This window comes from Grimontia kaedaensis, assembly GCF_023746615.1.
Taxonomy (GTDB): Bacteria; Pseudomonadota; Gammaproteobacteria; order Enterobacterales; family Vibrionaceae; genus Enterovibrio; species Enterovibrio kaedaensis.
Genome location: NZ_CP082275.1, coordinates 1,495,000 through 1,519,602, shown reverse-complemented (window position 1 = coordinate 1,519,602; position 24,603 = coordinate 1,495,000). Strand labels below are relative to the sequence as shown.

The 24,603-nt window shown below is 42.9% G+C and carries 19 protein-coding genes; 15 read left to right on the top strand and 4 right to left on the bottom strand.

Translation table 11 applies throughout. From position 1 onward, the window contains the following. Positions 1 to 84 precede the first annotated feature (84 nt). The 5 genes from K6Q96_RS07110 (at position 85) to K6Q96_RS07090 (ending at position 6,098) form a co-directional block, all read left to right on the top strand. Complete coding sequence (locus K6Q96_RS07110) at positions 85 to 1,074, top strand: DUF2860 family protein (RefSeq protein WP_251879030.1); 990 nt, start codon at positions 85 to 87, stop codon at positions 1,072 to 1,074. Positions 1,075 to 2,041: 967 nt separating this feature from the next. Beyond that, entirely contained in the window at positions 2,042 to 4,015 is a 1,974-nt protein-coding gene (locus K6Q96_RS07105; protein WP_251879028.1) for an EAL domain-containing protein, read from the top strand. An 803-nt stretch (positions 4,016 to 4,818) separates the two neighbouring features. Continuing rightward, on the top strand, positions 4,819 to 5,169 hold the full coding sequence (locus K6Q96_RS07100) for a hypothetical protein (protein ID WP_251879026.1): 351 nt from the start codon (positions 4,819 to 4,821) through the stop codon (positions 5,167 to 5,169). Between the two features lie 18 nt (positions 5,170 to 5,187). Further along, on the top strand, positions 5,188 to 5,631 hold the full coding sequence (locus K6Q96_RS07095) for a hypothetical protein (protein WP_251879024.1): 444 nt from the start codon (positions 5,188 to 5,190) through the stop codon (positions 5,629 to 5,631). A 227-nt stretch (positions 5,632 to 5,858) separates the two neighbouring features. Beyond that, positions 5,859 to 6,098, top strand: coding sequence for a type II secretion system protein (locus K6Q96_RS07090; protein ID WP_256481827.1), 240 nt, complete (start codon positions 5,859 to 5,861; stop codon positions 6,096 to 6,098). On the opposite strand, the gene K6Q96_RS07085 is transcribed toward K6Q96_RS07090, so the two are convergent. Further along, complete coding sequence (locus tag K6Q96_RS07085; protein WP_251879022.1) at positions 6,030 to 6,215, bottom strand: hypothetical protein; 186 nt, start codon at positions 6,213 to 6,215, stop codon at positions 6,030 to 6,032. The two genes, K6Q96_RS07090 and K6Q96_RS07085, sit on opposite strands and share 69 nt — an antisense overlap. Before the next feature lie 219 nt (positions 6,216 to 6,434). Here K6Q96_RS07085 and K6Q96_RS07080 point away from each other — a divergent pair, with 219 nt between their 5' ends. Next, positions 6,435 to 6,731 (top strand): hypothetical protein, encoded by a 297-nt coding sequence (locus K6Q96_RS07080; RefSeq protein WP_251879020.1) that lies wholly within the window; start codon positions 6,435 to 6,437, stop codon positions 6,729 to 6,731. 103 nt (positions 6,732 to 6,834) lie between these two features. On the opposite strand, the gene K6Q96_RS07075 is transcribed toward K6Q96_RS07080, so the two are convergent. Then, entirely contained in the window at positions 6,835 to 7,137 is a 303-nt protein-coding gene (locus K6Q96_RS07075; RefSeq protein ID WP_251879018.1) for a DUF2185 domain-containing protein, read from the bottom strand. 466 nt (positions 7,138 to 7,603) lie between these two features. Between K6Q96_RS07075 and K6Q96_RS07070 the strand changes: the two genes are divergently transcribed. Together K6Q96_RS07070 and K6Q96_RS07065 are read left to right on the top strand one after the other, a co-directional pair. Beyond that, on the top strand, positions 7,604 to 8,488 hold the full coding sequence (locus tag K6Q96_RS07070; protein ID WP_251879016.1) for a hypothetical protein: 885 nt from the start codon (positions 7,604 to 7,606) through the stop codon (positions 8,486 to 8,488). Between the two features lie 421 nt (positions 8,489 to 8,909). Next, positions 8,910 to 9,458 (top strand): hypothetical protein, encoded by a 549-nt coding sequence (locus K6Q96_RS07065; RefSeq protein WP_251879014.1) that lies wholly within the window; start codon positions 8,910 to 8,912, stop codon positions 9,456 to 9,458. 367 nt (positions 9,459 to 9,825) lie between these two features. Here the strand turns inward: K6Q96_RS07065 and K6Q96_RS07060 are convergent, their stop codons facing one another. Next, complete coding sequence (locus K6Q96_RS07060; protein WP_251875500.1) at positions 9,826 to 10,848, bottom strand: IS110 family RNA-guided transposase; 1,023 nt, start codon at positions 10,846 to 10,848, stop codon at positions 9,826 to 9,828. A 100-nt stretch (positions 10,849 to 10,948) separates the two neighbouring features. Here K6Q96_RS07060 and K6Q96_RS07055 point away from each other — a divergent pair, with 100 nt between their 5' ends. The 4 genes from K6Q96_RS07055 (at position 10,949) to K6Q96_RS07040 (ending at position 14,340) form a co-directional block, all read left to right on the top strand. After that, a complete protein-coding gene (locus K6Q96_RS07055) occupies positions 10,949 to 11,503 on the top strand; it encodes a hypothetical protein (protein ID WP_251879012.1) in 555 nt (184 codons plus the stop codon). Positions 11,504 to 11,653: 150 nt separating this feature from the next. Next, on the top strand, positions 11,654 to 12,238 hold the full coding sequence (locus K6Q96_RS07050) for a DUF6988 family protein (protein WP_251879011.1): 585 nt from the start codon (positions 11,654 to 11,656) through the stop codon (positions 12,236 to 12,238). A gap of 369 nt (positions 12,239 to 12,607) precedes the next feature. Beyond that, complete coding sequence (locus tag K6Q96_RS07045; RefSeq protein ID WP_251879009.1) at positions 12,608 to 13,348, top strand: hypothetical protein; 741 nt, start codon at positions 12,608 to 12,610, stop codon at positions 13,346 to 13,348. Positions 13,349 to 13,875: 527 nt separating this feature from the next. Then, positions 13,876 to 14,340, top strand: a complete 465-nt coding sequence (locus tag K6Q96_RS07040; RefSeq protein ID WP_251879007.1) for a hypothetical protein — start codon at positions 13,876 to 13,878, stop codon at positions 14,338 to 14,340. A gap of 323 nt (positions 14,341 to 14,663) precedes the next feature. On the opposite strand, the gene K6Q96_RS07035 is transcribed toward K6Q96_RS07040, so the two are convergent. Then, positions 14,664 to 15,449 carry a TIGR02642 family protein gene (locus K6Q96_RS07035; RefSeq protein WP_251879005.1) on the bottom strand — a complete coding sequence of 262 codons (786 nt, stop codon included), beginning with the start codon at positions 15,447 to 15,449 and terminating at the stop codon, positions 14,664 to 14,666. A 1,725-nt stretch (positions 15,450 to 17,174) separates the two neighbouring features. Here K6Q96_RS07035 and K6Q96_RS07025 point away from each other — a divergent pair. From K6Q96_RS07025 to K6Q96_RS07015, 3 genes are read left to right on the top strand one after another with little or no spacing between them, the layout of a single operon-like run. Next, positions 17,175 to 19,508 carry a two-partner secretion domain-containing protein gene (locus tag K6Q96_RS07025; RefSeq protein ID WP_251879001.1) on the top strand — a complete coding sequence of 778 codons (2,334 nt, stop codon included), beginning with the start codon at positions 17,175 to 17,177 and terminating at the stop codon, positions 19,506 to 19,508. Continuing rightward, on the top strand, positions 19,508 to 23,467 hold the full coding sequence (locus K6Q96_RS07020) for a DUF637 domain-containing protein (protein ID WP_251878999.1): 3,960 nt from the start codon (positions 19,508 to 19,510) through the stop codon (positions 23,465 to 23,467). Before K6Q96_RS07025 ends, K6Q96_RS07020 begins: the two co-directional genes overlap by 1 nt. Beyond that, complete coding sequence (locus K6Q96_RS07015) at positions 23,454 to 24,485, top strand: Imm49 family immunity protein (protein WP_251878998.1); 1,032 nt, start codon at positions 23,454 to 23,456, stop codon at positions 24,483 to 24,485. Before K6Q96_RS07020 ends, K6Q96_RS07015 begins: the two co-directional genes overlap by 14 nt. Positions 24,486 to 24,603 lie beyond the last annotated feature (118 nt).

Sequence of the window (24,603 nt, the reverse complement as noted above, 5' to 3'; positions counted from 1 at the left end):
GTTAAAGAGTTTTAGGTGTTTTTTGTATCAAGCACTCTGTTAACATATGCATCAGAACACATTCTTTCAGGGACAAAATACTAAATGAAAATAACAAGCCCCCTTTTAACAACCATTGCACTTCTCCCGCTCGCTGCTAACGCCGGACTTGCAGACCAAAAGGGCATCAGCGGTGAAATCTCGGTTATCGCCGGTATGACTTCAACGGATTCCAACCTCTCAACTAACGGTAATGCGACAAAAAACGCGCCATTGAATTCAACAGGCGAGCAAGAAGTCAGCTCTATTGCCGGCGCACTTGGTAGCTTGTCATTTACGTTTGGCCAAGAGCTGGATAAGCAAATATTCCTTGGTACCTCTCGCGAAGATATCGCTGTCGGCACCATCGCCTTGGAATTGGGGTACCGCCAGCAACTCGACTCTGGCACCAAAGTGTCGTTGTCTTATCTTCCTACCGTGCTAGCGGAAGACGTTTGGAAAGACCCATTCACTGTCGGTTCTGCAAGAGCTGAAACGGAAAAGACTGGCGATGCTTACCGACTGCAACTCGATCGTATTGGCGGCTCCATGTTTTCGCTGGACCTCGCTTATGCTCAGACCGATATTAAAGAAGAGCTGAGCGGAAGCACGCAAGCTCTAACGACGGCAGAACAACAAAGCCTGAACCGCAGCGGTGATACTTTCTACTCCAAATTCAGTTATCGACAATTCCTGGGCAAAGGTCTGGGTGTGACACCCGCGTTTGTGTATATGAAAAATGAATCAGACGGCGATGCAATGTCTCATCAAACCTTTGGTGGCGAGTTGAGTTACTTCAGTTTCGCTGGTCGCAATAAAATCGTATTAACGGGTAAATACTATTACCGCGATTACGATGCGTCTCATCCAATATTTGGTGAAGTCCGTAATGACAGCGAGTTCAGCGCGTTCCTTGCTTATGAATACGCACATTTCTTCGAAGTGCATCCGCTCTCTTTCGTTACTCTGGCTGGTTACAACAATACTGATTCCAACATCGACTTCTATAACGCAAGCGAGTTCTTTGGCTCTGTCGGTGTCACCTACCGATTCTGATAAAAAGCAACGTTCTACTCAACGCCGTTTTGCCATAAAGCAAGACGGCGTTTTTCATTCATGTCAGAAAATTCAAGCATTGCTATAACTTCGGCAAATATCTGAATTTCATGAAATTCACCACACATATGGTCCTATTTTGCAATTGCATTCTGAAAATCATTTTGCAACGAGACGGTAAACTTAGGCACCCCGAAAGTATGTTAACAGATGAATATTAACCTATTGATATCTTAATCATTTAGAGTCCTCTTATAAAAGTTGGCCTATACGTTGCAAAGGGAATAACAGTACGTCGTAGAGTAACAAGAGGTACAAAACAAGAACGAATGGATACTGGTAGCGTGCAGAAAAATAGTCTAGAAAAGTGTGTTGAGGAGCTTTGTATGATTTGCATGAACAAACACGGTGAACTGATACAACTGCAGTACCACAAAAAATGCCCCGTAAAAGGGTCAGTTTACGTTAAGTATTTGGACGGATTAAAAAAAGGTAATTTCTATATTGAGTTAGAACCAGATTCACTTATTAAAGTAACGGTTCACTGAGGCATTACGCTACTTTCACAATCGCCGTTGTATCGCGATGAACTCAAAAACTGACGGGGCCTTCCAAATCCTTCTCTTCTCACTTTGAAGGCCCTGACAAAATTTTGCCACTTGCTCTTCTATCTTATCCCTGGCCTTGATTTTTCTAACCATTCCCTATCGTCAACGTTCTGCCTGACTTTCCAAATATCATCAAAAAATATGTGTAAATATCACATACATAAGTGACTCATTTTTAATTCAATGGCGTTAAATATTCCGATATTTACTTCAATAATGACACATCACAATCAAAGCTAAGTCTATCGCTAGCCAGCTAACTGGTCGTTATTTCGTCCAGAACAAAAAAATCATTGGCTAAATTGATTGGGGAAAGTGGCGTGGACAACATCAAAAGGTTGAGAAGAGACGTATTTTTCATGGCGATTAAAGAATCGTTCATCAGCACAGTTCCTTACTTGGTTTTATCTTCCATTATTGTGCTTATCAACCAACTCCTGATTTTAACGGATTTCAGCTCCCCCTATCTTAACAGTATTTTACTGACCAAAATCATTGGTTACATGAGCGACTTTTTCCCTGTCATACTGATGACTTCAATCGCTTTCCATTTCTCAAAACGCAATAATATCAATAATATATTTATCATCACTTTATCATTCTCGATTTTCATTACCATTGAGTCCATGATAAATGGCCACAAGTCGCAATGGTTACTTCATGATGCTGGCGTCTCATTCTTTGTCCTTATCATCCCCATCGTTTCCGTTGCGTTATTCAACATCATTCCTCGCTTTGAAAAAGACCTAAAGCTATCAAACGGTCAACTTAGCCACGTTTTCTTCCACCTCAAATCATTTATCCTTATCTATTTTGTTTCAATTCTGGCCTATTTACTGATGGTTAAAGGACTGGAAGCCATTGCCAGCAGTATCAGTTTTGGCTTTCTGGATTTAGACCTTTTTTCCATTATGACGCTCAGAACACTCGCGTCACAGTTCCTTTGGTTCTTGGGAGTGCATGGGCCTAACACCCTCTCGATTATTGCGCCCAGTGAAAGCCACTTTTCCCCCATCATTAACGATATTTCCTATAAAGCCTTTTATGATGTGTTTGTTATATATGGCGGTTCAGGCTCAGGCTTATCGTTAATTTTTGCCGCACTTATTTATTCAAAGAGCAAGCACATTAATAAGGTCTCCAAAATCTCCCTTCCTTTCGCTATCTTTAACGTCAACGAAACGCTGATCTATGGCCTGCCCATTGTCCTAAACAAATATCTTCTGGCTCCGTTTGTTCTTATTCCTATGTTCAATATTGTGGTCGCTTACTTTTACGTCGACTTCTTTGATATTTCCTTCGTCAACAATCAGATTTCCTGGATAACACCTGTATTTATCAACGCCTTCATCGCGACTGACGGGAATGGTGGAGCACTATTGCTGCAACTCCTTCTCGTGGTTGTTGGTACTCTCATTTACGCACCATTTATCAAACGGTACTCACTGGCACAATCTTCTTCTAATCATTTAGAAAACCTTAAAAACAACCTAGAGATGATTGAGTTAATGGAGTCAAACGAAGGCATCAAGTCCAATGCCGCAGAATCGAAAATCATTAAATCCAATCAAGAAGTCGACAAAATCATCAAATTCATCAGCTCAAATAAGCTCGAAGTTCACTATCAGCCGAAAGTAGACATTATTGAAGAGCGCTGCAGTGCCTACGAAGCCCTACTCAGGATCAGGAAGGACGACGGTACTATCTCGGGTCCATTCTTCCTTGAATCTCTAGAACTTGCAGGTTTGGCAAGTGTCATTGATCTGTGGGTATGCAAAGAAGTAAGAAAACATTTCCAGATTTGGCGTCTCGGAGGATTCAACCCCAAAGTTGCTGTCAACATACATCCTGACACCCTTACCGATAACAAAACCATCGAGTTAATTATCAGAGAATTAAAAGGGCTGAATGTCGAGTTTGAAATTATTGAGCGTGATTCTGTCAAGAGCCCCAGCTCTATCGCCAATATCATGCGACTCCACGACAACGGATTTGGTATTTCTCTTGACGACTTTGGCGTTGGCTACAGCTCATTTGAAACGCTTACCTTCCTGCCGATGAATACGGTAAAGGTTGATAAGTCTCTGATTGACAATATTGAATCAGAAAAGGGTTATCATATTTGTAAGAACATTTTCACCATGTGTAACGACCTCGGCCTCCACTGCGTGGCTGAAGGGGTTGAGAAAGACATCCAGTACTTAAAGTTGAAAACAATGGGAGTGAGGTACATCCAAGGTTTTTACTTTGAGAGAGCGATTCCTTTTGACCAAATTGATAGATTTAAACCTAGCTTCAAAGATCACGAGTCTTATCAGAAAGTTGCGACATAAGCCTTCAGCAGCCTTTAAGAATTCTATTTAGGGGATTTGTGTAAGCAAACCCTTAAAACTTAAGGATTTATTCGATCTAGCTCTCACCTGCGCAAGCCGCTATAATTCACGCCTGCGCCTCCGCAATACTCTTTAGTCCGTCCACCAACTCCGGTTAGTATGCCTTTTACACGCATTCCCTTTGCACCCTGCCTGCCAAACGTCACTAACTGGTGGAAAATAACCAAATAAAAGTCATCGGACAGCGTAAAGGTGGTGTAGGGCCAGAACTTAACGACATGGTTGATACAAGTAGGAAGGTGTATAGAAAATATCTCATTGCCATCATCCTTGTGACTTGAACATGCTTTAAATATTTAAACACACAGGAAGTGACAGATTCGTTTTTTAACCGTTAGTGAGCTCAAGAACACTGCTTTGTTGAGAACTTGAATCCCACAATATAGAAGAATGTTAACTATGGCTCCCCATTTATTAGGAAGAGCGCAAGAGATGCAGAGAAGCACACCCCTAATGCAACCAATTAAATAGACACACCTCGAAAATAAAATCCTCATCAAACCCTCAGGCACCCTTTTGCACGAAAATCACACCAAATAGTGATGAATCATATAGTTACTAGAATTACCTCAATAGATAAAATGCAGATATGACAAACCGTGTAGTATAGATTGTTAGGCATACCTAATGCGTAGGCTGCCAAATCCGGTATTAAAGAATAGGTTTCAGAGCTTTACGTTGCTTCTGGGTAGTGGTTCAGACTAACTCGATATCAATCATGCAAAGGTTACAGAGGAAAGCTAATGGGCGTTTTACAAATTGTTCTATTAAATAATGAACAGTGGGTGATACAAATTGCAAATACTGATGTCCTCTATGGGTTTGTTGGGACAACGCTGGAAGAGCAGGCGCTCAATGTTCAGCAACTAAGTACAGCAATGGAGCAAGGCGTTGAATTTCTTGGGCAAAGCATAGATGCAATTCTCGAATTACCAGATTTAGCAGTGCCTGCCGATGTGGTACAGCAACTGTTCGCAACAACTGACGAACTTTACTACTTAGCTCAGTTCGTACAGGGCGCGATAGATGGTCAAACCTTGATCGACATTCTTGACATCGTCGGCAGCGCGCTTGCCGAAATCCTTGCTGCATAACAATCTAAAGGAAAAGAAATGAGCTTCGAAGTCACTTATGTAAATTATTCAAGCCACGAATGGGACCGTTGGGACTACAAAACTTTAGGGTCTTTGAATTCAGGTGGGAACATGGAAGACACACCAGCTGAAACTCTGAATGCAAATTCAGGCATGCAGAAAGCCGCAGCATCAGATGGGTTTTTAAGTGAGCTTGGCCATGGTTACTTTGGTATTCAGCTTGGATATAAAGACAAAGATAACGACGAGATCAAGGTACTAGTAAAACTTGAGAAACACACTCAGGCTTTCGGCATAGGTGAAGGATGTACTTGGAAGTATTACAAAGGAGGAGAATGGGTTGACGCTAAGCATGATACGACACCTATCACATGGACATTTGATGGCATAAAAGCTGTTGCTACTCCAACTTTAAGTCATACTGATGGCTCAATATCCATCACTATCTCCCCTATCGATTAGTAGCCTCAAACGGGTATAAAGAAGTATAAACAAGCTGACAATTACATTGGTCAGCTTGTTTGTTATTGATGCTAAAGGATAACTTGAATAACTAGTACCTTCGACCATCTCCAACAAAATCAACAATTGCAGTGCTGATTGAAGTACATCGACAAACTCTTCGCTGACACTTAAATCCTTTAAAGACTTTCTCTACCCTTCTCTAACGCTCATCATCAGGAACCATCATGAAGCGTTATCGAAGTCTCACCCTCATCGAGATGATTGTCACCATTTCCGTGATGGCTTTACTCACCGCTGTCGCTGTTCCAGTCTACGTCTCAAGTGTCCAAACTCAGAAAGCTGAGAGCCCTTCACACATTCCTTTGTTAGAGATGTTTAGTGAATGGGCTCTCAACCTACCTACCCGGCCCCTCAAGCTCATCCAACCTCGCCTCATGGCCAAGAATTGCATCAGCCTGCTCTGACGGTGTTTTCAATTTCTTCAATGCTCCATCTAGCATCAAATCCAATGTATCTACGTTCTTTGCACGGCGGAAAAAAATGAGCCAGTCGGTGCGGCTCTTAGGTGTCGTGGTTGTCATGGCTGTCTCTTAAAAGGAAAGTGCGTGCAGTCTACCCAAAATGATATTGAAAGTTTGCGCTGTTAAATCTAATCGCTGAACATATTAACTCTCAGACAAACTCGACAATACAATCGTGAGCGTAGTAACCGGGCCTTTCAGTTTTGGACTAAACGGGCTTTACCCCCACTAGTACGTTGTTGTCTTCCATGTCGCTGACTAAATATCAGAGAAGGATTCATGAGAGAACTTAAATTCGATGAACTTTACATGGTTGCTATTGATGACTCTGGTAAATATAACTTAAAACTCTACGTTTCTAGCGGGCATATGGATTACGCCGCTACAGTAGAATTGGAGAAACGCGATTTTGAAGTGCTCACAAAAGATAGTGAGAGGGCAGCATTTCTGCTTCTAATAACGAAGAGTCAGGAGTTGGCTTTTGGTGCGGTGGTAATACGTGGCTGTGTCGGGAGTGCTATGAGAAATTCATATCACCTTAAGTACCAATCAGTTTTTGAACCTAAGCTGATATAACACATATGAGTCCTTCTCCGGTCGAGAACCCATAGCATCCACAGGATGCGCCGAGAAGGCTTTTAGGTAATGAGCGTCCAGATATGTCCCGCTAATTATTCCACTAAATTTTCACGTACTTTGAACCATCCCATTCAAACTCTACCGGTGAGTTTTCCAACAAATACTCTTCTATCTCAGGATGAATCTCGACCAATTTTGATGCTTTATAAAGCATGAAATTGTCGGCATTATCAGCATACTCTTGAGTTTCTGTGCCAGTGAAAAAGCGCCAGCCGCTATCCTTGTCGTTGTCTGGGGTTTCTCTATAAAAATATCCTACCTTTTCTTTGTTTCTGACTATGCGTTTGTTAACAATTACATGACCAATAGGAACGCAGAGCCTTACTTCTTTATCAGCTACCATTTTTTCTCCATTGTCGTCTTTTGGTGTCCCGCTAACTTTACTCGCCCAAAGCAGAAAGACGCCTCCCAAAAGCGTCAGACATACTTACTCCAATATCCATTCATAGGCAAGATACAAGCTATCCCCCAAATGCTTTGTCAGCTTCGCCACAACCACGCCGCCTGAATTGCACCAGCCCCTTTGGTAGCAACCTTCCCCTTCCTCAGACATAACCCCAACAGACACCTACAATTCAAACCATTCACCACAAAAATACTTTAATTATCATATGATTAATCAATAGTCATTCAGTTCCTCATGCGATCGAAATCAAATCTGGGTTTATGTACTTTGTGGTACATTCCCATCAAAAGTTTTAGACAGTGATGGCGTGTTGCGAGAAGTAAAGTGCGGTAGCGTTATAAATTTTTATCACATATACGGTTCAGTTGACGAAATATGCCCCAGGAAAATTCGGTTATTTTAAATGAAAACATATTTTATTCGACATAGCTCTGCGTTAGATCTTGATGACGCCACAATAAAGTTATTACGAACGGGAAATTACATCGCGATTCATTATCCCACGGACAAAAATGGCAACTTTGAAGACGGTGACTCTACTAGTCTTGACCCAAATGATTATGATGGGCGAGGTAAATCTAGCTTGAAAAAGTTGCATGAGATTGCTTCAAATGGCGGCTATGTATTTTCTGTATATCGTGGATTTGAAGGGGCTAAACTTGGGTTTGTTAAGCCTGGTTCTAAAGTTAAGATACTCAAAGGACTATGGGGGAGAAAGGGAGCTTATTCTGGGCGAGAAGCAGTCATTAAGGTTATCCAGTTGGACAGAAGCAAAGAACTGTCAGCTGCAGAAAGTATCTCATTTAAGTCAGTTCAACCTCGGCAGGGAACGATCTGTCATTGGCGTAAAGTCGGCTCAAGAGTTCGTTCAAAACTTGAAGGTTATGTAGAGAAAACTGTAGGGAGTTTAACTCCAGATCTACAGGAAGTAATGTGTATGGAGTTTCTTCGGTCTGGAGCCGCAGAAAAATACAACTTACCTAAGCTAATACATACATTAGCGCCAGTTGGTAGAACTCTAAAAGATATAGATATATTGGGAGTTTCTGAAAATAACAGAATAATATCAGCTCAGGTAACTTACCATGACTTATCTCATTCAGCTTGGAAGTTATCAAAGTTAGATGCATATAATGGACAAGGCAACTACACGATGTATTTTTGTAAATGTGATAAGCCAAATATGGTTAATGGACACATTATTTTTCCGATTGATCTCGTTTTCAAAGAGTTCTGCGAAAATGATAAGAATGGCACTCTTTGGTTTAATCAGGTGATGGGTGAATAATAAATAGGAATAAGTATCGCGTAGCTAATATTTTATTTGGGTGTTGGACAAGTCTATCGACCTCAATCGTCGTGTCAGGCCAATCTATTCTGACACGTTTATGCCCCAAAGTGAGTTAGCGCTTCGACCATCCGACTGCTCAAATCATCCCACAAGGTTTAATTTTTTCTCATGCATTTCATCTGTATAAATACACAGTGAGATGGATATAGTAAAAATGAGCTGGTTTTTAGTACGGGACGCCCGTTTTCTCCCATTCAAGTTGCAACCATAAAACTCAACTCACTAATTTTACGCGGCTATATGGTAAGCTGGCACAAGTGTAAGCGGACTAATCGGGCGTCCCGGGTTTGTACTAAACGGGCAAGTTGCCCGCTAATAAGCTGTTATGCTGCAATCAAAAGTTTCGGATAAAGGTTAAATGTTAAGATTAGTAAATATAGCCCTACAAATAGTAGGAATACGGACGGCAAAGCAGAAAGAAAAAACTCAACGAGTTGTTGACTATATCGATACCTGCCTAGAGCATATGGAAAATATCATGGGCTATAAGAAAGATATTAATGAAGCTAGTGTTGAACAGTCCAGAAAATTTCTTCAGCAAGCCTACCGAGAGCTACCATTACAACTTGATGGTGTTGCATCTACAGTGGAGTGTGATGTCATCAAAAACTCGATTGCAAGTGCTCGAATTTATTATCATGCCGTGAAAGAAGGTAAAGTCTTAGATAGTAGCCTGGAGAATGATTATGAATCACGATTTCAGCTTTATGTAAATAATGTTTATGACCAACAGTTGTATCGACAAAACTCATATGAAACTTTTTTACGCCAGCTAGTTAAAGATAAGCGAGAAATAGACAAAGCCTACGTTAGTATGGAGCTACAACATATTAAAGAAGTGTGTCAGGAAGACGTTGCTAGAATCATGTCTCTGAGAGAAAAGTTAAAAACTCGGAAAGCAGCATAACAAAGCGTTTAAGACAGATTCCCAACGCATGGCATTTTTCATTCCATCATTGGGTTTTGTGTTTACGGTGGCACGGTTAGGCTTCATGGTTGCGTTGCTCACTACTTAACGCGGCTACATGGATTCCCCCGTTCGTCAAACATCCGCTAGACTTTTGAAGATGGGTTTTGGACTGCCGCTCTACATTCGGCCTTTCACTGACTCACGTCATGGCCCTGATGACATTACGCGGTTGCAGTGCCTAATTCGTTAGAAGGCATCAACGTGCCCGCCGCATTAACAGGCTCTCTGCAAATGGTCTTAACCTATCCTCATCAGCTGCGTCTGCAATGACCCGGTTGGTGTGTTTCCCAGCGCCGCCTCATACTCAGGCGGCGTAGTTTTGATATTCGGTTTGGTTGTGTAACAACGCCCAGATAATGCGGGCGTTCTTAGCTGCCAGTGCGACAATGGCTCGGTTCATCCCTCGTCGTTCGAGGACGTTTCTCCCCCAGACACTGAGCCTGTCCTGTTTTTCCCCGAGGTTGGTTATGACGGCTCTCGCGCCGTGAACTAACAAGGTTCGTAGATACTTGTCGCCCCGTTTACTGATGCGCCCAAGGCGAGGTTTACCGCCGGTTGAATACTGTTTCGGGACTAGTCCTAGCCAGGCGGCGAAGTCTCTGCCGGAGTCGAACTGCTCACCGTTACCGATGGCAGCAATAATGGCTGTGGCGGTTTGAGGTCCGACGCCTCGGACGTTGAGCATACGCTGCGCAGTAGGGCTGGCTTTGGCTACCATCTCAAAGCACTGGTCGGTGTCTTCGACACGTTGATTCAGTGTCTGTAAGTGCTCGAAGCAATCTGCCAGGACAGCACGGGCGATATCAGGTAAGCCGTTTTCAGCGGCTTCGAGAATAAGAGGAACCTCGCGATGGACAGCGGCACGTCCGGTTGGAACGACGATGCCAAATTCGGCGAGCAAAGCACGGATACGATTAATGAGGGCAGTCCGCTCCTGCACCCAATGCTCACGCATTCGGTGAATAGCAAGAATGGCTTGGCGCTCAGGTGATTTAACAGGAACAAAGCGCGTATTGGGTCGTTGAACAGCTTCACAGATAGCAATGGCATCATTAAGGTCGTTCTTGCCTTTTGTGCGGTAGGGGCTGACATACTTAGCCGCCATGATGCGGGTATCATGGCCTAATTGGGTGAACGCTCTGGCCCAATAATGCGCACCACTACACGCTTCAATGCCTATACGCATAGCTGGCATATTTGCTAATGTAGTCAGTAATTTAGCGCGTGACACGGATTTATGAAGGATGACCTTTCCCCGGTCATCAACTGCGTGCAATGAGAAGTGGTGTTTGGCGAGGTCAACGCCACAAAAGAATAGAGAAGACATGGTTACCTCCGGTATTTAACGCGACACCTAAGTGTGGCAAATCCTCATGAGGGGGAATCCATGTCATTCGTTAGGCACTATGTAGTAAATCGGAGAAACAATGAACAAAATAATAGTATCAGCTTTAGTGGTTATGCTAGCTGGTTGCCAGTCACTTAAACATGCTTACTATGATCGTATAGATGTATCGAATACACCTGAAAGTGTCGAAGCTGTCAATGTTACCTACGATTTCGATCAGTTTGAGAAAGAGGGCTGGTTAACTTCGGATTACTATATGAGTTGGTTTGAAAGTGGTACTAACGGCATAGCGTATAAATATCGTGCATTTTACAAGTCCGAAAATGCCAATTCACCGCAATTTATTCAGTTGTACTTCGTGTTGAAATCACCGGATTGGTATTTTGTTGACTCTGTTTACAATGAAAAGGGGGTCAAGTACCCAGTAACGCTCATTGATAGAGATACAGCTAATGCGGGAAATATATATGAATATTTCGCTATCAAACTGACAGCCGAAAAATTGCAAGAATTAACTGAGTCTGACTTACGCCTCAAAATTGTTGGTAAGAAAGGTGAGGAAATCTTCCCTGTATCAGCACTCGTTGCGAAGTCATTTCAGGATAGCTTGAAGCAAAAGGTGGTCGTTAAATAAATAGCGGCTTCGTTCAACAAGGCGTTTAAGGCGGACTCACAACGCTTTGCGCTCTTTATTTAAGTTGAATTTAGTGTTTAAGGTACAGTGGTTTAGGCTTGGTGGTTGGCGTTGTTCACCACTTAACGCGGCTAAATTTCAAAGGTAGTCATGGAACAGAATCAAGTTGATTTCATTAATTCAGCTTCTAGGTTGGGTGCGATTTCCGGAGTTGAAACAGACTCGCAAGGTGCTTTAGCTATTTCTCTGCTCGATTTAGCAAATGATCATGCTAGGTCTATTGCACATTTAATTAACCTAAAACTATATGCTTCTGCTTTAGCTTTAGTGCGCCCTTGTATTGAATCTGTGATCAGAGGTTTGTGGGTTTTTCATTGTGTAGAAACGCTAGAGTCAGCTGAGCGACATGCAGTAAAAGACGGTTCATGGCCAAGCTTAGAGTCAATGGTAAAAAGTCTAGATAACACGCTCGAAAACGACTCATTTTTTGGGAAAAGGTACTTGGGTAAAAACTATGGAGTTTTGAGTAGTTTCACGCATGGGCTAAGTTACCAAACTGCCAATAGGTTTGATGGGAAGGTCATGACAATGAAGCTGTCATCATCAGATACAACTGCAATTATGTCTGAAGTTTGCTATTTGTCTTACCTGTCTAATTTAACTATTGCGTATATCGCTGACGAGCAGGGTGTTGTAGAGAATCTAAAGCAGCTTTGGTCGAAATCTGAAATTTAACAAATAAGAATAAGTGTCGCGTAGCCGACACTTTATTTGGGTGTTGAACAAGCCCATCTTCTCGATACGACATGATCACTTGACCAAAATGAAGTTATCCGAAGTGTATCCCTGTGAGTAAAGTAGCCAACTCACTTCTGTCCACTTTTGAGTTGGCCATGATGGCTAACTCAAAAATGCCCCATTCTGCGTTGGGAAAAAGCCAACCCACTCATTCCCACATCGAGAGTTTTCCATAGATTTTATAATCCATTCGTGAGGTGTGGAGAAAATACCCCACTTTGTAGTATTTTCTAGTTCATGATTTCGTGGCATATGATGATACTCTATTCAAAAAATGCGTTTATGCTAAGTCCAAGTGTGCGGCGGATGCACAAAAAAATCCCAAAGAGGGGGTGTTTAATTACCCCTCTTTGGAGCCTAAAAAATTGTTATGAGTTAATGGTAACTATGAACATTTCTGAAGAAAACACTCTATCTTTATTTGGGCTTTTGGGTATATCGTTAAGCAAGATACCAGAGTCACCAGAACCACACTGTAAAACACCTGACTTTGAGGCTACGCTGACTGGGAATCGAATCCTAGTCGAAGTGAAGGAGATACGTGAGAATCCGGACGAGAAAGAAGTATTAAATCGCTTTAACGAGAGTAACTTAGTATCAATGTCGATTAACCTAGATGGAAAGAGATTTCAAAAAGCTCTTTCTGAAGCAAATCATCAATTAAAAGGCTATTCGAATGCAAAAGATCTTTGCGTTGTAGCGATCGAAGACGTTCGAGAATTTGCTGTGCGCTCTGAGTCACCAGTATTTGAACTTCACCAAGCTATGTATGGAGAATATATTTCATGGTTAGGTATTGATGATCGAACAATCTGTATTGATAGTCATGGTAAATCACGTGCCTTAAGTTTTCAGAAAAATACTAGTATTTCGTGTGCTGTCTTAATACTCGGTAGCAAATATCATACTCAAGTTTCTGCGGTCTGCATTCACAACAAGTTTGCAAAAAATCCATTTCCTGAAGGCGTATTTGCTAAAGCTGGTTACCAAGAATATAAGTCAGAGCTCATCGGGAAAAGAGAAAAATTGGTGGAAATTAACTCATAACAAACAAGAATAAGTGTCGCGCAGTCGACGCTTTATTTGGGTATTGAACACGCCGTTTCTGAAACGTTTATGCCCCAAAGTGAGTTAGCATTTCGAACAATCCAGCACTTGAATCGACGTACAATGGCCAAATTTGTCTAATGCACTCCCTATGTATAAAAATACAGGGATATGTATATAGTAAAAATGTGAACGCTTTAAATTCGGGACGCCAGATTTCTCATTTTTGGACCACAAGCCAATAAATTAATCCACTGATTCTACTAAGCTATATGGTAAAGTGACTTAAGTGTACGCGGACTAAACGGGCTTTATGCCTGCTAATAAGTTGTTATGCGCTAAAACGAAGAAGATGTTGTGAGTTTAGCAACAGTTTTTATGCCATCTAGATATATTGGTGTTTGTTATTACTATGTTTGGTTTACATACAGCATGAGCGTAACAAATACATCAAACATCGCGCCGTTAGATCAAAGCTTGCATAAACGCACGCCGCTTATGCAAAAGTTAGAATCCAGGGAATAACCATGAAGAAGTTTCTACTACTGATTGTTGCTCTAAATACAGATCTAGCGTATGCAAACACTGAAGTGTTTTCTTATATGCGGCAGTCTTTATCAAGCAATGAAATTAGGCTTCAAGAAGTTACCGATATACTTTTTCAGTACAAGCCTGAATCTCTCAAAGCAATATACTGCAAAGACATAGCGAACAAAATGACTGACAATGATTTGGACATTATTTTTAAACACGTTCCTAGAGAAGATTTCGAGGATTTTACTCGCCTAGAGACTGAGAGGAAGCAATACATATACGAAGAGCATGAAGGAAAAGATGTTGGGATCCTTTTCTATCGAATTCGGTTGTATGATCAAGCAGGATCCTTTAAACAAGGATTAATCCAGTTCAGGGATAATCCAGTTTGTTTATACACAATCGCGTTTCTGCCGAAAACTATAACTCGAGAGTTTAAGTTTAACTTAGAAAAGTAAACCCACATCTCAATCGGTAATTTGCTTTGTTAACACCGAGCGAGGTTGGTTGTTTTCTCCGCTGTGGGCATTGTTTTGAGCAAGGTCTTCTGTTGGCGTAAGCGCGTTAGGTTGTTGAATTAAAGATAGATTGTTTGTTCGGGGCGCTGCATAACACATATGAGCGCTTCTCAGGTCAATTAGCAATAGTCTTCTTTTGGCTGCGTTAAGCAGCCAATGCTCTCGAACAACAAAGCCGTCTACTTCGATTTTCCCTACCTGAAGTTATCCGAATCAGACGCTTTCGAGCGCTAACTCTAACGAACTTTTGTCCAAAATCGAGTTTAAGCCGCCTCTACCCAGAGGCGCTCCTTCAATTTCCTCAGTACTTCATCATGTTCGCCAAAAACACTAGCTAATACCCCTTCAAACCATTGAATGGGTTCCGCCCCACATGCCTCGTCCGACACATCAACCCCTACCCTCTTTAGGTGCTCACTAACTCCATCAGCCTTTAAACCAACACTCCCTCTCCCCTCACACCCCGAGCACGTCTCAACCACCTTCGTCACGCCCGTTCCCCCGCACTTTGGGCACTGACAGCTCTTTTGGGCCTGCTTTCGAGCAAACACCTCTAAGCGCTCCTCCTCCTCCACCATCAACGTTTTGCGCTTCTCTATCTCTGCCAATAGCTGCTTGGTTTTGAACTCAGACTGACCGCCCAACTGCTTTTCGTAGAAATTGATTTGCACCCTCCAGGTTCGAATTCGCCGCTTACTTCGACGCGCCTGTTCGCTGTGGTTTTTCCAAAGTTTGGTGAGCTGCTCTTGTTGTGGCAAAAGCGGCTTATCCGCGAACACCATGAGCTCGAGCGTGATGATGTGCTGATACACATCCTTTCTTTTTACATCCGGCGGTATCTGCGCTTCCAATCGCTTTTGCAGCCGCTCAAAGGCCGGGATATCGTTTAGCCACTTCCACATGATGGCATCGCTCCCCATTGGATAGTCGTGCTGCAATTTTCCTAGCACGCCCAAGATGACATCCGCCGTGAGTGATGACCTTCCACGCTGCATGGAAGGCGTCTTCTCGCAGTGCATGCGGATAAAAAGCTCCAATCCCCGACTCATACTTGCTGCCCCTTTATCTCGATAAGCCCGGCTCTCACTCTCCTTGCGAGCGTGGCATGTACGGCTCTTAACATGTATTCCTCTCGCTCTCCCGGCTCAAAGTCGTCGCTCACCCGTCCATCCATGACGTCATGACAGTTCATGCAGGCATCGGCACCCCAAAAGTCGTCAGACTTATAGGGCGTGCAACAGCCATACCTCGTGAGACTTTATGGACAGCCGCCATCTCAGAGAGTTTTTTGGGATAAGATTGGACGGGATTGAAAAGCGCTTAGCTACAGAGATGTTCTAAGAGAAGTTCAGTAACTCTTCTATCAGTAACCTGCCAGGCTACGGCACAATGACATGGTATGTGTGTCGACTTGCTCACTACTAACCCCCTTAGTTACTAGGGTTTATTCGATCTGGCTCTCACCTGCGCAAGCCGCTATAATTCACGCCTCGCGAGAAAGAGGTTAAAAAATGCGCAATTCTGTAACTCCGATTTTCGATTATCCAAAATACTGGGCTGAATGCGGTCGAGAGTGCAGATAAACCCATGAAAACACCAAAAAACTCATTTATCCCTCTGAATTAGATGGATAAAAGCTGATAGTGTTTAGCAGTTATTGTCAGCAGATTTTGTCCCCTTTTTGCCCCCAAAATTTGCTTTATCTGACGGTTTTGCCCCTTTTTTGCCCCCGTTTTGTCCCAGGTTGTACAAGTACAAAACGATGTCTAGCATCAAAAAAAAGGCACCTCTGTCAGAAGTGCTTTTGATTGTTATTCATGTCGTACATCTAATGCGTTGACTAGTCGGATTAGGGTTCGCCGAATCCAAACCTTTGTCCCATCGGAAAGCTCTCCATCGACGAGCATCAAGTCCATGAGCGCATCAATTTCATCACATAGTTCCTCCAGGTCGACCTCCGTCTCAGCATCTTTGTTATCACCAACTGACTTTTTCATTATTTAATAACCCTTAATTTACTACTTAAGGTACTGCTTATATTTATCAGTCAATTACAATGATGCAAGTATTTAAAAACATAAAATCCTGCATAATCTTTATGATTTATCCATTGCTTCAAATGTATTAAGCATTAACCATACAGTTCAAACATGTAACCCGTCATCCATTTAGTATGGCTATCCAGTCAAATATGCATCCTAAGTGTAAGTTAGCTGAGTTTTAATGTGATATTTCATCCACATACTTAGACATATTCTTCAGAACGTAAGCCTTAGTGTATTACCGTAGGAAAGGACGTCACCAGACTGTTTTGGCTTTATGGTTGTACTTCGCTGTTGACTCTACCTTACGCCAACGGAAAAGCACTAGCCCAGAAGATCCACCAACCTATAACCACATCAAGGCAACAAGAACAATACACATTCATTACGACAATCTCTCATCGCCCAATGAATGTCTTTTTTTAACGGGTCAGTCACACTTCATGCCTAGACTTCTGAGCTGACAAATCAAAATTAGTTATATTCCCACAGTAAAGTTACTTGGGCATTAATGAGTGATTCAAACTCATACCAACACTCTTTGTTTTCATTTCAAAGAGGTTAGTAATGAAAAAAATAGCATAAGAAATATAGAGATAGCGTTGTATTTTCATACAAATCGCGAGTAATAAGCGCCTAGAAAAATACAAATCTTAAGCGACAAACAAATAGCATGCAATTTATTGTTTTTTAAAACAAATATATTAAAGTCATTCTTGGGACACGGATTACATGATGTCAAAAATATTGGCTAGATCTCTGAAAGATGGAGTTTTGAAGCTCTCATTAGCAATAGCGATATCCACGACAAGCAGTACAGCTTTTTCTGCAGTAAATGGTATTGCATCGGATAGTGAACTACCTACAGGTGCTTCCGTAGTCGAAAATGCCAGTAGTTACCTTATAAAAATTGCGCGTCCCAATGAACATGGCATCTCTTTTAACCGACTTTCCGAATTGAAAGCCAACGGTAAAGATATCGTTCTTGTTAACTCCCTCTGGGGCAACACAAAGCTTAGGGACCAGCCCGCACAAAAAATCATTTTGTCAGTCGAAAGCACAAGTGCTGCCTCGTTCAAAAAACTCAAAATAGATGGACGGGCAGGTGATGTCATATTGTTATCGCCAAATGGTATCGACTGTAATGGCTGCAAGGTTGAAAATACCGAGCGTGTAACGTTGGCGACCGGCACGACAAGTTTAGATAACGGCCAACTCAAAACTATCAAGACGCTAGAAAGCGGAAAAATCAGAATTACCGGCGACGGTTTCGAGGCCAAGCAAAGTGCTATCGTTGATTTCGTCGCAGGCAACGCAGAAATAGATGGTCCCTTGGTGACAAACCTCAAAGGAAGGATCACTAAAGTTGGAGGTCAAGAAAGCAAACAAATCGATCCATCTGGCCCCTTAGATGTTGCAAATGGTGATGTTCAAGTCATTGTCGGCAAACTCAACTTTCGCTATGCAGACCGTCAATCTGATGCAGAATTCAGCACACTTTCTGGTAACGCACTGACTCTAACCAACAACGCTGATGTAAAAGTGGGTAATCTACACCTAGAGTCTACACACGAGAATGGCAACATATTCCTAGACGGTTTAGTTCAAGCCAAAGGCGTTTGGAATTACATAGGCAGATACAAAAATCAATCTGTAATCCCTTTGGAGTCCGTCTTTGTTAAGTCAAACGGCGACATTACCGTAGTAGACAAGATACTCGCCACTAACAAAGTGACGATTGATTCCACGAACAATGTCTTCGTGACGCCTCCTGGAGGTGTGGTGGAGTATCAAACCGAGAATATTTGGGGTGCTGAGGTAGAGTTGGTTGCTCTCCAAAAGATTGAGGTAACCGGAGCAGTTTCAGCTGAAAATGCGCACTTAAAAGCAGGCAGCGTGATCAACGAGGGAGATATAGAAACTTCAAAAGAGCTCTTAATTGACGGCTCTGCATTTATAAAAAATCAGTTTGGTGGTGTATTGGTCGGTGAATTTATTCATTTGAAGTCCGATAACGTTATCACGAATGGCTCTCTCTACCCTTATCGCCTGACACCAAAAACCACTAACCATATCGCTGCTCGTTCATCATATATAAATACGATAAAAGATGGTGCAAAACTAGCTGTACCTCCTGCACCATCTAATATGAACAAAGTTCCAGTATCTACACTCTCAGCCTATATTCTAGGCCAGAACGTCAAGGTTGAAGCTAGGGATTTTGTTAACGTAAATCCCTATGAAGTTATTGGCAGCCCTATATGTACTGCCAGTATTCCGCCTAAATGTTCTGCAAGACTAAGACTAGATACGTACGAGAGTACACAGGTGATAACCTCGGCTGAGTTGATTCTCGACATTCGACTCAAGCATCATTTCTGGAATATTTCTTCCATAGCCGAGTCTTGGACGGGAAATACCATTATTCAGGCGCCTTTAATCACCAACGAAAGGTACTCAATTTGGGCCGATACGATAAAGGTCAATCATACGACTCAGAGTGGCAACCAAACCACATCGAACGATATATACGTTCAGTACATAAAGGCACTATCCCCTGCATCGAAGATTCTTATTGGTGATAAGGCTCTTTTAAAAAGCCAGGACTTCCATAACAACCATAGTGCGGTAGAAATAAAAACTGATTTGATAAGTGATATAAAAAATGTTTATCAGCGTGGTCTTAACTTGAGAACAGTTTGGGAATCAACAACCAGAACCGAGCATTCTCGTAGATATTGTACTCGAAAAATATTCGGTAAGTGTATAAAGAAATCCACTCATTGGTGGACCACCACCTCGATCCCTGAGCTTACCCAGGACGAATCAACAGCCAAATATCCATTTGTCTTTCTCGTGGAAGGCCATGCGCACTCAGGTTTTGGTTCCAACGTAAATGATTATGACGAAATTACTTTCGGTCCAGGAGGAACGTATACGCCCCCTGCGCCTCCAAAACCGACAAAGCCAAGCAGGTTTATCCCAATCATTAATAGCGGTATCACATTCTTTGTTCCTAACCCGAACTATGCAGCTCAACTACAAGCTTACTTAGGTGCTAAATAATGAATAGAACGAAAATTAAAGCCCCTCTATGGCAAAAAGTCACGTCGTCTATCGTTACTGGCGTTTTACTGTCTCAAATCTCCTTGCCTGTGTTTGCTGCTGTTAAGTTCTCCATCGCAATGGAAGAGTTGAATGATGCGATCCAAAACTCGGGCAGGTACTACGAACTTACACACGGAAGTCATAACTATTTGTATGCGGGTAGATTGGAAAGCGAAGAGCTTGGGATCCTTGATGGTTTTCAGCATTTTTTCCATCAACTCAAAGAACAAAGACCGGACCTGATTCCAGGATACAACCCGAGCTCTAAGACAGCTCCCACTATTGACGAAATGAAACCCCGTTTCGGGTCGCCCTATGTCGAGCGAGGGATTATTCGGGATCAAATCACTCAGATAATCAACAAGTCTTGGATAAGCCGAGATGGTTATTCCAGTGAGAACGACCAAAACAAAGCACTCTATGAGAATGCTGTGTCAGTTGCTAAGCAGTATGGATTTAAGCTCGGGCAACCTCTGAGCGAAACGCAAATTGCAGCCATCAATGTCGATATTATCTGGCCGGAGCTGAGAACCATAAATGACATTCAATATCTTGTTCCATTTGTGTACCTTGCTCAAAGCACCGTAAATGAGCAAAGAATCACCGATTCCTCATTTATTGCTGGGTCGGCGGAGATTAATACCAATACATTTTCAATTAATGGCGCTAACGTCATCTTTAAGCACAAATCCCTTTTGGATGTCGAGAATGACTTTATCAACACTCAGGGTTATCTGGAAGGTAAAGAGATAACCATTCGAGTTGGAAGAGAGCTACAGAATTTATCAGGAACAATAACGGGCGATGATGTCACCCTTATCGCAAAACACCTTGAAAATAGCACACTTGTCACTCGGACAGACTATGCCCATGGATATGCTGAAGCCTTCCAGCAAATCGGCACTATCTCTTCGCTTGGCGACCTCAATATATTTACATCAGGCGATGTTACCAGCCATGGCGGTAACTTCTCTGCTCAGGGTGATTTAAAAATTAATGCAGGCGGAAACATAATCCTCGTTCCGCAAACTGCCAAAAATGAGCGCGCTGAATCTGGTGATATGTGGTCGGACAGCGAATCTTCGCTCGTTAACCTTCAAACCAACCTTTCTGCTGTAGACACGCTATCTCTGATTGCTGGCGGTGCCGTTCATATTGAAGGTGCGATCCTAGAAAGTCAGGGACTTCTTGAAATCTTATCGGGCTACGGCATCACCCTAAAAAGTGCGGCGGATTTAAAATCGTTTGAGAAGAAATTCGAAGCCAGCAGCGGTGGTGTTTTCGGTACAACCGAAACTTACGAAGAGAGTAAGACCGAGGCAGAGATAGTCAGGACTCTGCTCAAAGCCGGCCAAAGCATGGTATTGAAAACCACGCAAGGCAATATCTTACTAGAAGCTGTCACAGTCGATAATAAAGGCCTGTCTAACCTCATTGCAGAAAATGGCTCAATTGACTTCACCCTAGCAACACTCATTGAACAATATAGCTATAAACACTCTTCTGAGGGTGCTTTGGCCTTCAGACACCAGGGCCACGGATACAATCGTGAAATTGCATACTACACAGAGTTTATTCAAAACGGCGGTCTAATGCTTGATGCCACCAATGGTATCAATATCCAATACGCCGGAGAGAAAGGTGAAACGCTAAACCAAACCATTGATCGGCTATCTGCTATGCCAGAGCTAGCATGGATGGGCGATATAAGAAATAACCCGGCGGTTCAGGCTCAATGGGAAGAGCTCCAGCTCATCCATGAAACGTGGGACTATGACCAAAGCGGCCTTACTGGCCCGGCCATGGCAGTGATAATGGTTGCGATGGCAATGATGACTGGTGGTACATCTTTAGCGGCACTTGGGCCAATGAAGGCAGCAATGGCCGCTGGTTTGAATGCAATACAAACCCAACTTGTTGTCGGACTTCTTGCGAATGGTGGAGATTTAGGAAAAACACTTAAGGATGTAACCAGTTCCGATTCGCTTAGAAGCATTGCAACATCAATGGTGACAGCAGGGGTGATGAGCCATATCAATGCTGAATTCTTCGCCGCATCGACAGATGCAGCCGGAAATGCCATACCTAGCAAACTGGAACAGCTGTACGGCTTTGCTCCCAAAAGTCTTGAATTCCAAGTAATTCAGCGACTCACTCAAGCAACAGCAACAACAAGCCTCAATTCAATCGCAAATGGACATAGTTTTGATGAATTTGGTGACGCCCTTGTACAGAGCGTTGCGACCTCTGCCGTTTACATGCTTGGAGAAAAACTCGCCAATGAAATTGGTGAAGCATCTCGTCCCGGCAAAGATAATAACGGACAGATCACTGAGCCTGATATTGGGTTAGTGACAAAATATATCGCCCATGCAGGCTTAGGATGTGGCATGGGAGCAGCTCTCGCCTCACTTGAAGGCAACTCTGATTCGGTCAAAGACGGCTGTTACTCAGGTGCAGGCGGCGGTGTTATTGGTGAGTATGTCGCTGAGACTTACAAGGAAAAAATGGGGCTCATTGAAAGAGAGTCTGAAGAGTTCGCAGAAGGTGTTATCAATGATCTAAAAGATAAGAACCCGACACTCTCTAAAAACGAACTCTTCGAGCGCTATCAGCTAGAGATGCTCGAACTTCGAAGACAAGGCGTCAACATATCTAAGTTGGTAGCGGGTCTTAGTGTTTATGCTTTGGGTGGCGATATCAACACCGCAATCACTACAGGTGGTAATGCAGCTCAACACAACGCATGGTTCATACTCCCAATCTTGTGGGCTGCTGCGAAAGCCGTAATGACCGCGATGGCTGTCAATGAAGCCATTAAAACAGTAAAAGAAATCAATGACTTCCTGAACAACCCAAATGGTCTGACTGAGGCGCAGATAAACGAGAAGATCAAGGCAGCAATTGTTGCCCTTGCTGTTGAACTGGGAATTGGACGTGTCACCAAAGCAATTCCAGCAGATAAATTGATTGAGCTTGTTGAAGAAATAAAAATCAAGCTTGCCCAAATTGATTTACCTGGCAGCAAATATGTACTCGCAGAATTAAACCATCTCAGCATTTCCGCACAGCCTGATGGTACTGGCAGTAGCAAGCTCTCAATTGGAAGCTCTTCTTCTAGCGCTTTCCACCCTAAACCGAGTGGAATGAGTGAAGCTGACTATGGTGAGTATTTAAAACACCTTGATGTGGCACCTTCAGCCAAAATCACTCCAGAGAGCTTCTTAGAGAGAAGCAAAACCCAGTACTATGACCCTGACCGTGGCTGGATAAACAAAGATTTCGACGTCACGATCAACCGCGCTAGTCCAACAATTGTAGAAAAAACAGATGCATTGAAACCTACTGATCGCATCAAGATTAAAGGGATACGCGGCGGAGAAGATAGCACCATCAGTGTTGCTGAAGCTGAAAAAGCGAGATATGAACTCATTAAGCGCCGTGATGCTGGTGAAACACACTTGAATAAAGACATCAATAATTACTCGGAGGCACTTGGCGAGCTTCGCTCACGTAAATATGCTCAAGAAGCCAACCTCGGTACTGAGCTTGCAAACAAACCGGCCAATAGCAACCAAAGCAATTTCGTTTTCGATCAGGTCTATGTGGATGGCAACGGAAAAGTGACAATCTTGGAAGCGAAAGGCAGTGTCAGTTCAAGCCCATCGCTAAGCGGTCACAGGATAGGTAATGACAAGCATTTGCAGGGCACGCAGAAGTATTTTGATAGTATGATGGCAAATATGAAGGAGGTTGTGGGTAAACTATCGCCCGATGACCCTTATAGAGATACCTACAAAGCAATCATGAGAGCAAAAGATTCAGGAAATATTAGCTATAAGATGGTTGTGCAGACAATATCGCCAAACAACGGTGCCCTTGGAGAAGCGGTAATAAAAACGTATGACATTAAGTAAAACCCCAAAATACGACTTCAGTGTCCACTATTTCCCTGAAAAGTTGAAAGCAAACGGGGCGTATGAGTCACGCCCCGCTCTGTTAATTGAGGATCTTCTGGAAGCCATAGAATGGTTTGACTGTATTCAGAGCCATCGTTATTGCCATATTTTAAAACAAAAGGCAGAAGATATGGTCGGTCTGGCTGCTCAATACAATGTTTTCAATGCGCCGCCGTCACATATTAAGTGGCTGTTGCAACAGGCCGTTAACGCCTATCGTGCTCATTTCTTGATGCAGCAAAAACCCGGGGAAGAAATCGCTTTTGAGTTGTACGGCAAATACTATGCGGGCGTAGGCGAAAAGACAGAAAAATACTCAAATGAAGAGACATGGTTGAACGCATTGAGTCTTGCTATTCTGACGGGCGACAAGCAGGCATGCCAAGATTTACTAAAGGTACCCACTGAAAGCTTTGAGAAAACCGGGGCAATTAATTCGACCAAGACATCATTAGTGTTTGCTGACCTTTTCAAGGCATTTTTGGGAGATGAGCCCGATATCGATGTGAGAACAGACGCGTTTCACCGCTGCCGTGCCCTAGCCAAACCGGGAGCCATCGAGGCGGTAGATTCTCTTTTTGTTGAGACCTATGCGTGGTTTAGAACTATCCCTCTTTTTCAGATAGTGGCGTACGGTTGGGGGGCAGCAAATGACGACTTAGACACCGTTGTTAAAGCTGCTATGCAAGCAAACTACGAATATTTCAGCGAAATTGTTCCAAGAGACCGAGCTAAAATTACGGGTGGGCAGCCCGATATAGGCCCTAACTCTGACTGCTTAAATAATGACTACGCCATGATGCACATAAACATTTTGGCGTTCATGCGTGTCATCTACCAAACACTCGGTGAAACCGTTAGCTTTGACTCACCCTTTCTTCCGCAGTGGCTTATCAAAGGAGAAGGGCCAAGCCTGGAGGAACTCAAAGCTTCGCCGCCTGAGTTTGATGTAAGTATTTTTCCACCTTTGAGCTAATTACCAAGCCATCAGCTTTCAGGCTGATGGCTCTAATTATCAATTATTATTTGTCAACCGACAGCTGAAGTTGTGCTGGCGGTTTTTATCTCGAAGAATTCATTATGAAACGGATATT

Coding starts and splice junctions, on each gene's coding strand:
- K6Q96_RS07015 (WP_251878998.1), top strand. CDS start 23,454: ATGACATTAAGTAAAACCCCAAAATACGACTTCAGTGTCCACTATTTC.
- K6Q96_RS07020 (WP_251878999.1), top strand. CDS start 19,508: ATGAATAGAACGAAAATTAAAGCCCCTCTATGGCAAAAAGTCACGTCG.
- K6Q96_RS07050 (WP_251879011.1), top strand. CDS start 11,654: ATGGAACAGAATCAAGTTGATTTCATTAATTCAGCTTCTAGGTTGGGT.
- K6Q96_RS07110 (WP_251879030.1), top strand. CDS start 85: ATGAAAATAACAAGCCCCCTTTTAACAACCATTGCACTTCTCCCGCTC.
- K6Q96_RS07035 (WP_251879005.1), bottom strand. CDS start 15,449: ATGAGTCGGGGATTGGAGCTTTTTATCCGCATGCACTGCGAGAAGACG.
- K6Q96_RS07075 (WP_251879018.1), bottom strand. CDS start 7,137: ATGGTAGCTGATAAAGAAGTAAGGCTCTGCGTTCCTATTGGTCATGTA.
- K6Q96_RS07065 (WP_251879014.1), top strand. CDS start 8,910: ATGTTAAGATTAGTAAATATAGCCCTACAAATAGTAGGAATACGGACG.
- K6Q96_RS07080 (WP_251879020.1), top strand. CDS start 6,435: ATGAGAGAACTTAAATTCGATGAACTTTACATGGTTGCTATTGATGAC.
- K6Q96_RS07025 (WP_251879001.1), top strand. CDS start 17,175: ATGATGTCAAAAATATTGGCTAGATCTCTGAAAGATGGAGTTTTGAAG.
- K6Q96_RS07070 (WP_251879016.1), top strand. CDS start 7,604: ATGAAAACATATTTTATTCGACATAGCTCTGCGTTAGATCTTGATGAC.
- K6Q96_RS07095 (WP_251879024.1), top strand. CDS start 5,188: ATGAGCTTCGAAGTCACTTATGTAAATTATTCAAGCCACGAATGGGAC.
- K6Q96_RS07090 (WP_256481827.1), top strand. CDS start 5,859: ATGAAGCGTTATCGAAGTCTCACCCTCATCGAGATGATTGTCACCATT.
- K6Q96_RS07060 (WP_251875500.1), bottom strand. CDS start 10,848: ATGTCTTCTCTATTCTTTTGTGGCGTTGACCTCGCCAAACACCACTTC.
- K6Q96_RS07105 (WP_251879028.1), top strand. CDS start 2,042: ATGGCGATTAAAGAATCGTTCATCAGCACAGTTCCTTACTTGGTTTTA.
- K6Q96_RS07100 (WP_251879026.1), top strand. CDS start 4,819: ATGGGCGTTTTACAAATTGTTCTATTAAATAATGAACAGTGGGTGATA.
- K6Q96_RS07055 (WP_251879012.1), top strand. CDS start 10,949: ATGAACAAAATAATAGTATCAGCTTTAGTGGTTATGCTAGCTGGTTGC.
- K6Q96_RS07045 (WP_251879009.1), top strand. CDS start 12,608: ATGCACAAAAAAATCCCAAAGAGGGGGTGTTTAATTACCCCTCTTTGG.
- K6Q96_RS07085 (WP_251879022.1), bottom strand. CDS start 6,215: ATGACAACCACGACACCTAAGAGCCGCACCGACTGGCTCATTTTTTTC.
- K6Q96_RS07040 (WP_251879007.1), top strand. CDS start 13,876: ATGAAGAAGTTTCTACTACTGATTGTTGCTCTAAATACAGATCTAGCG.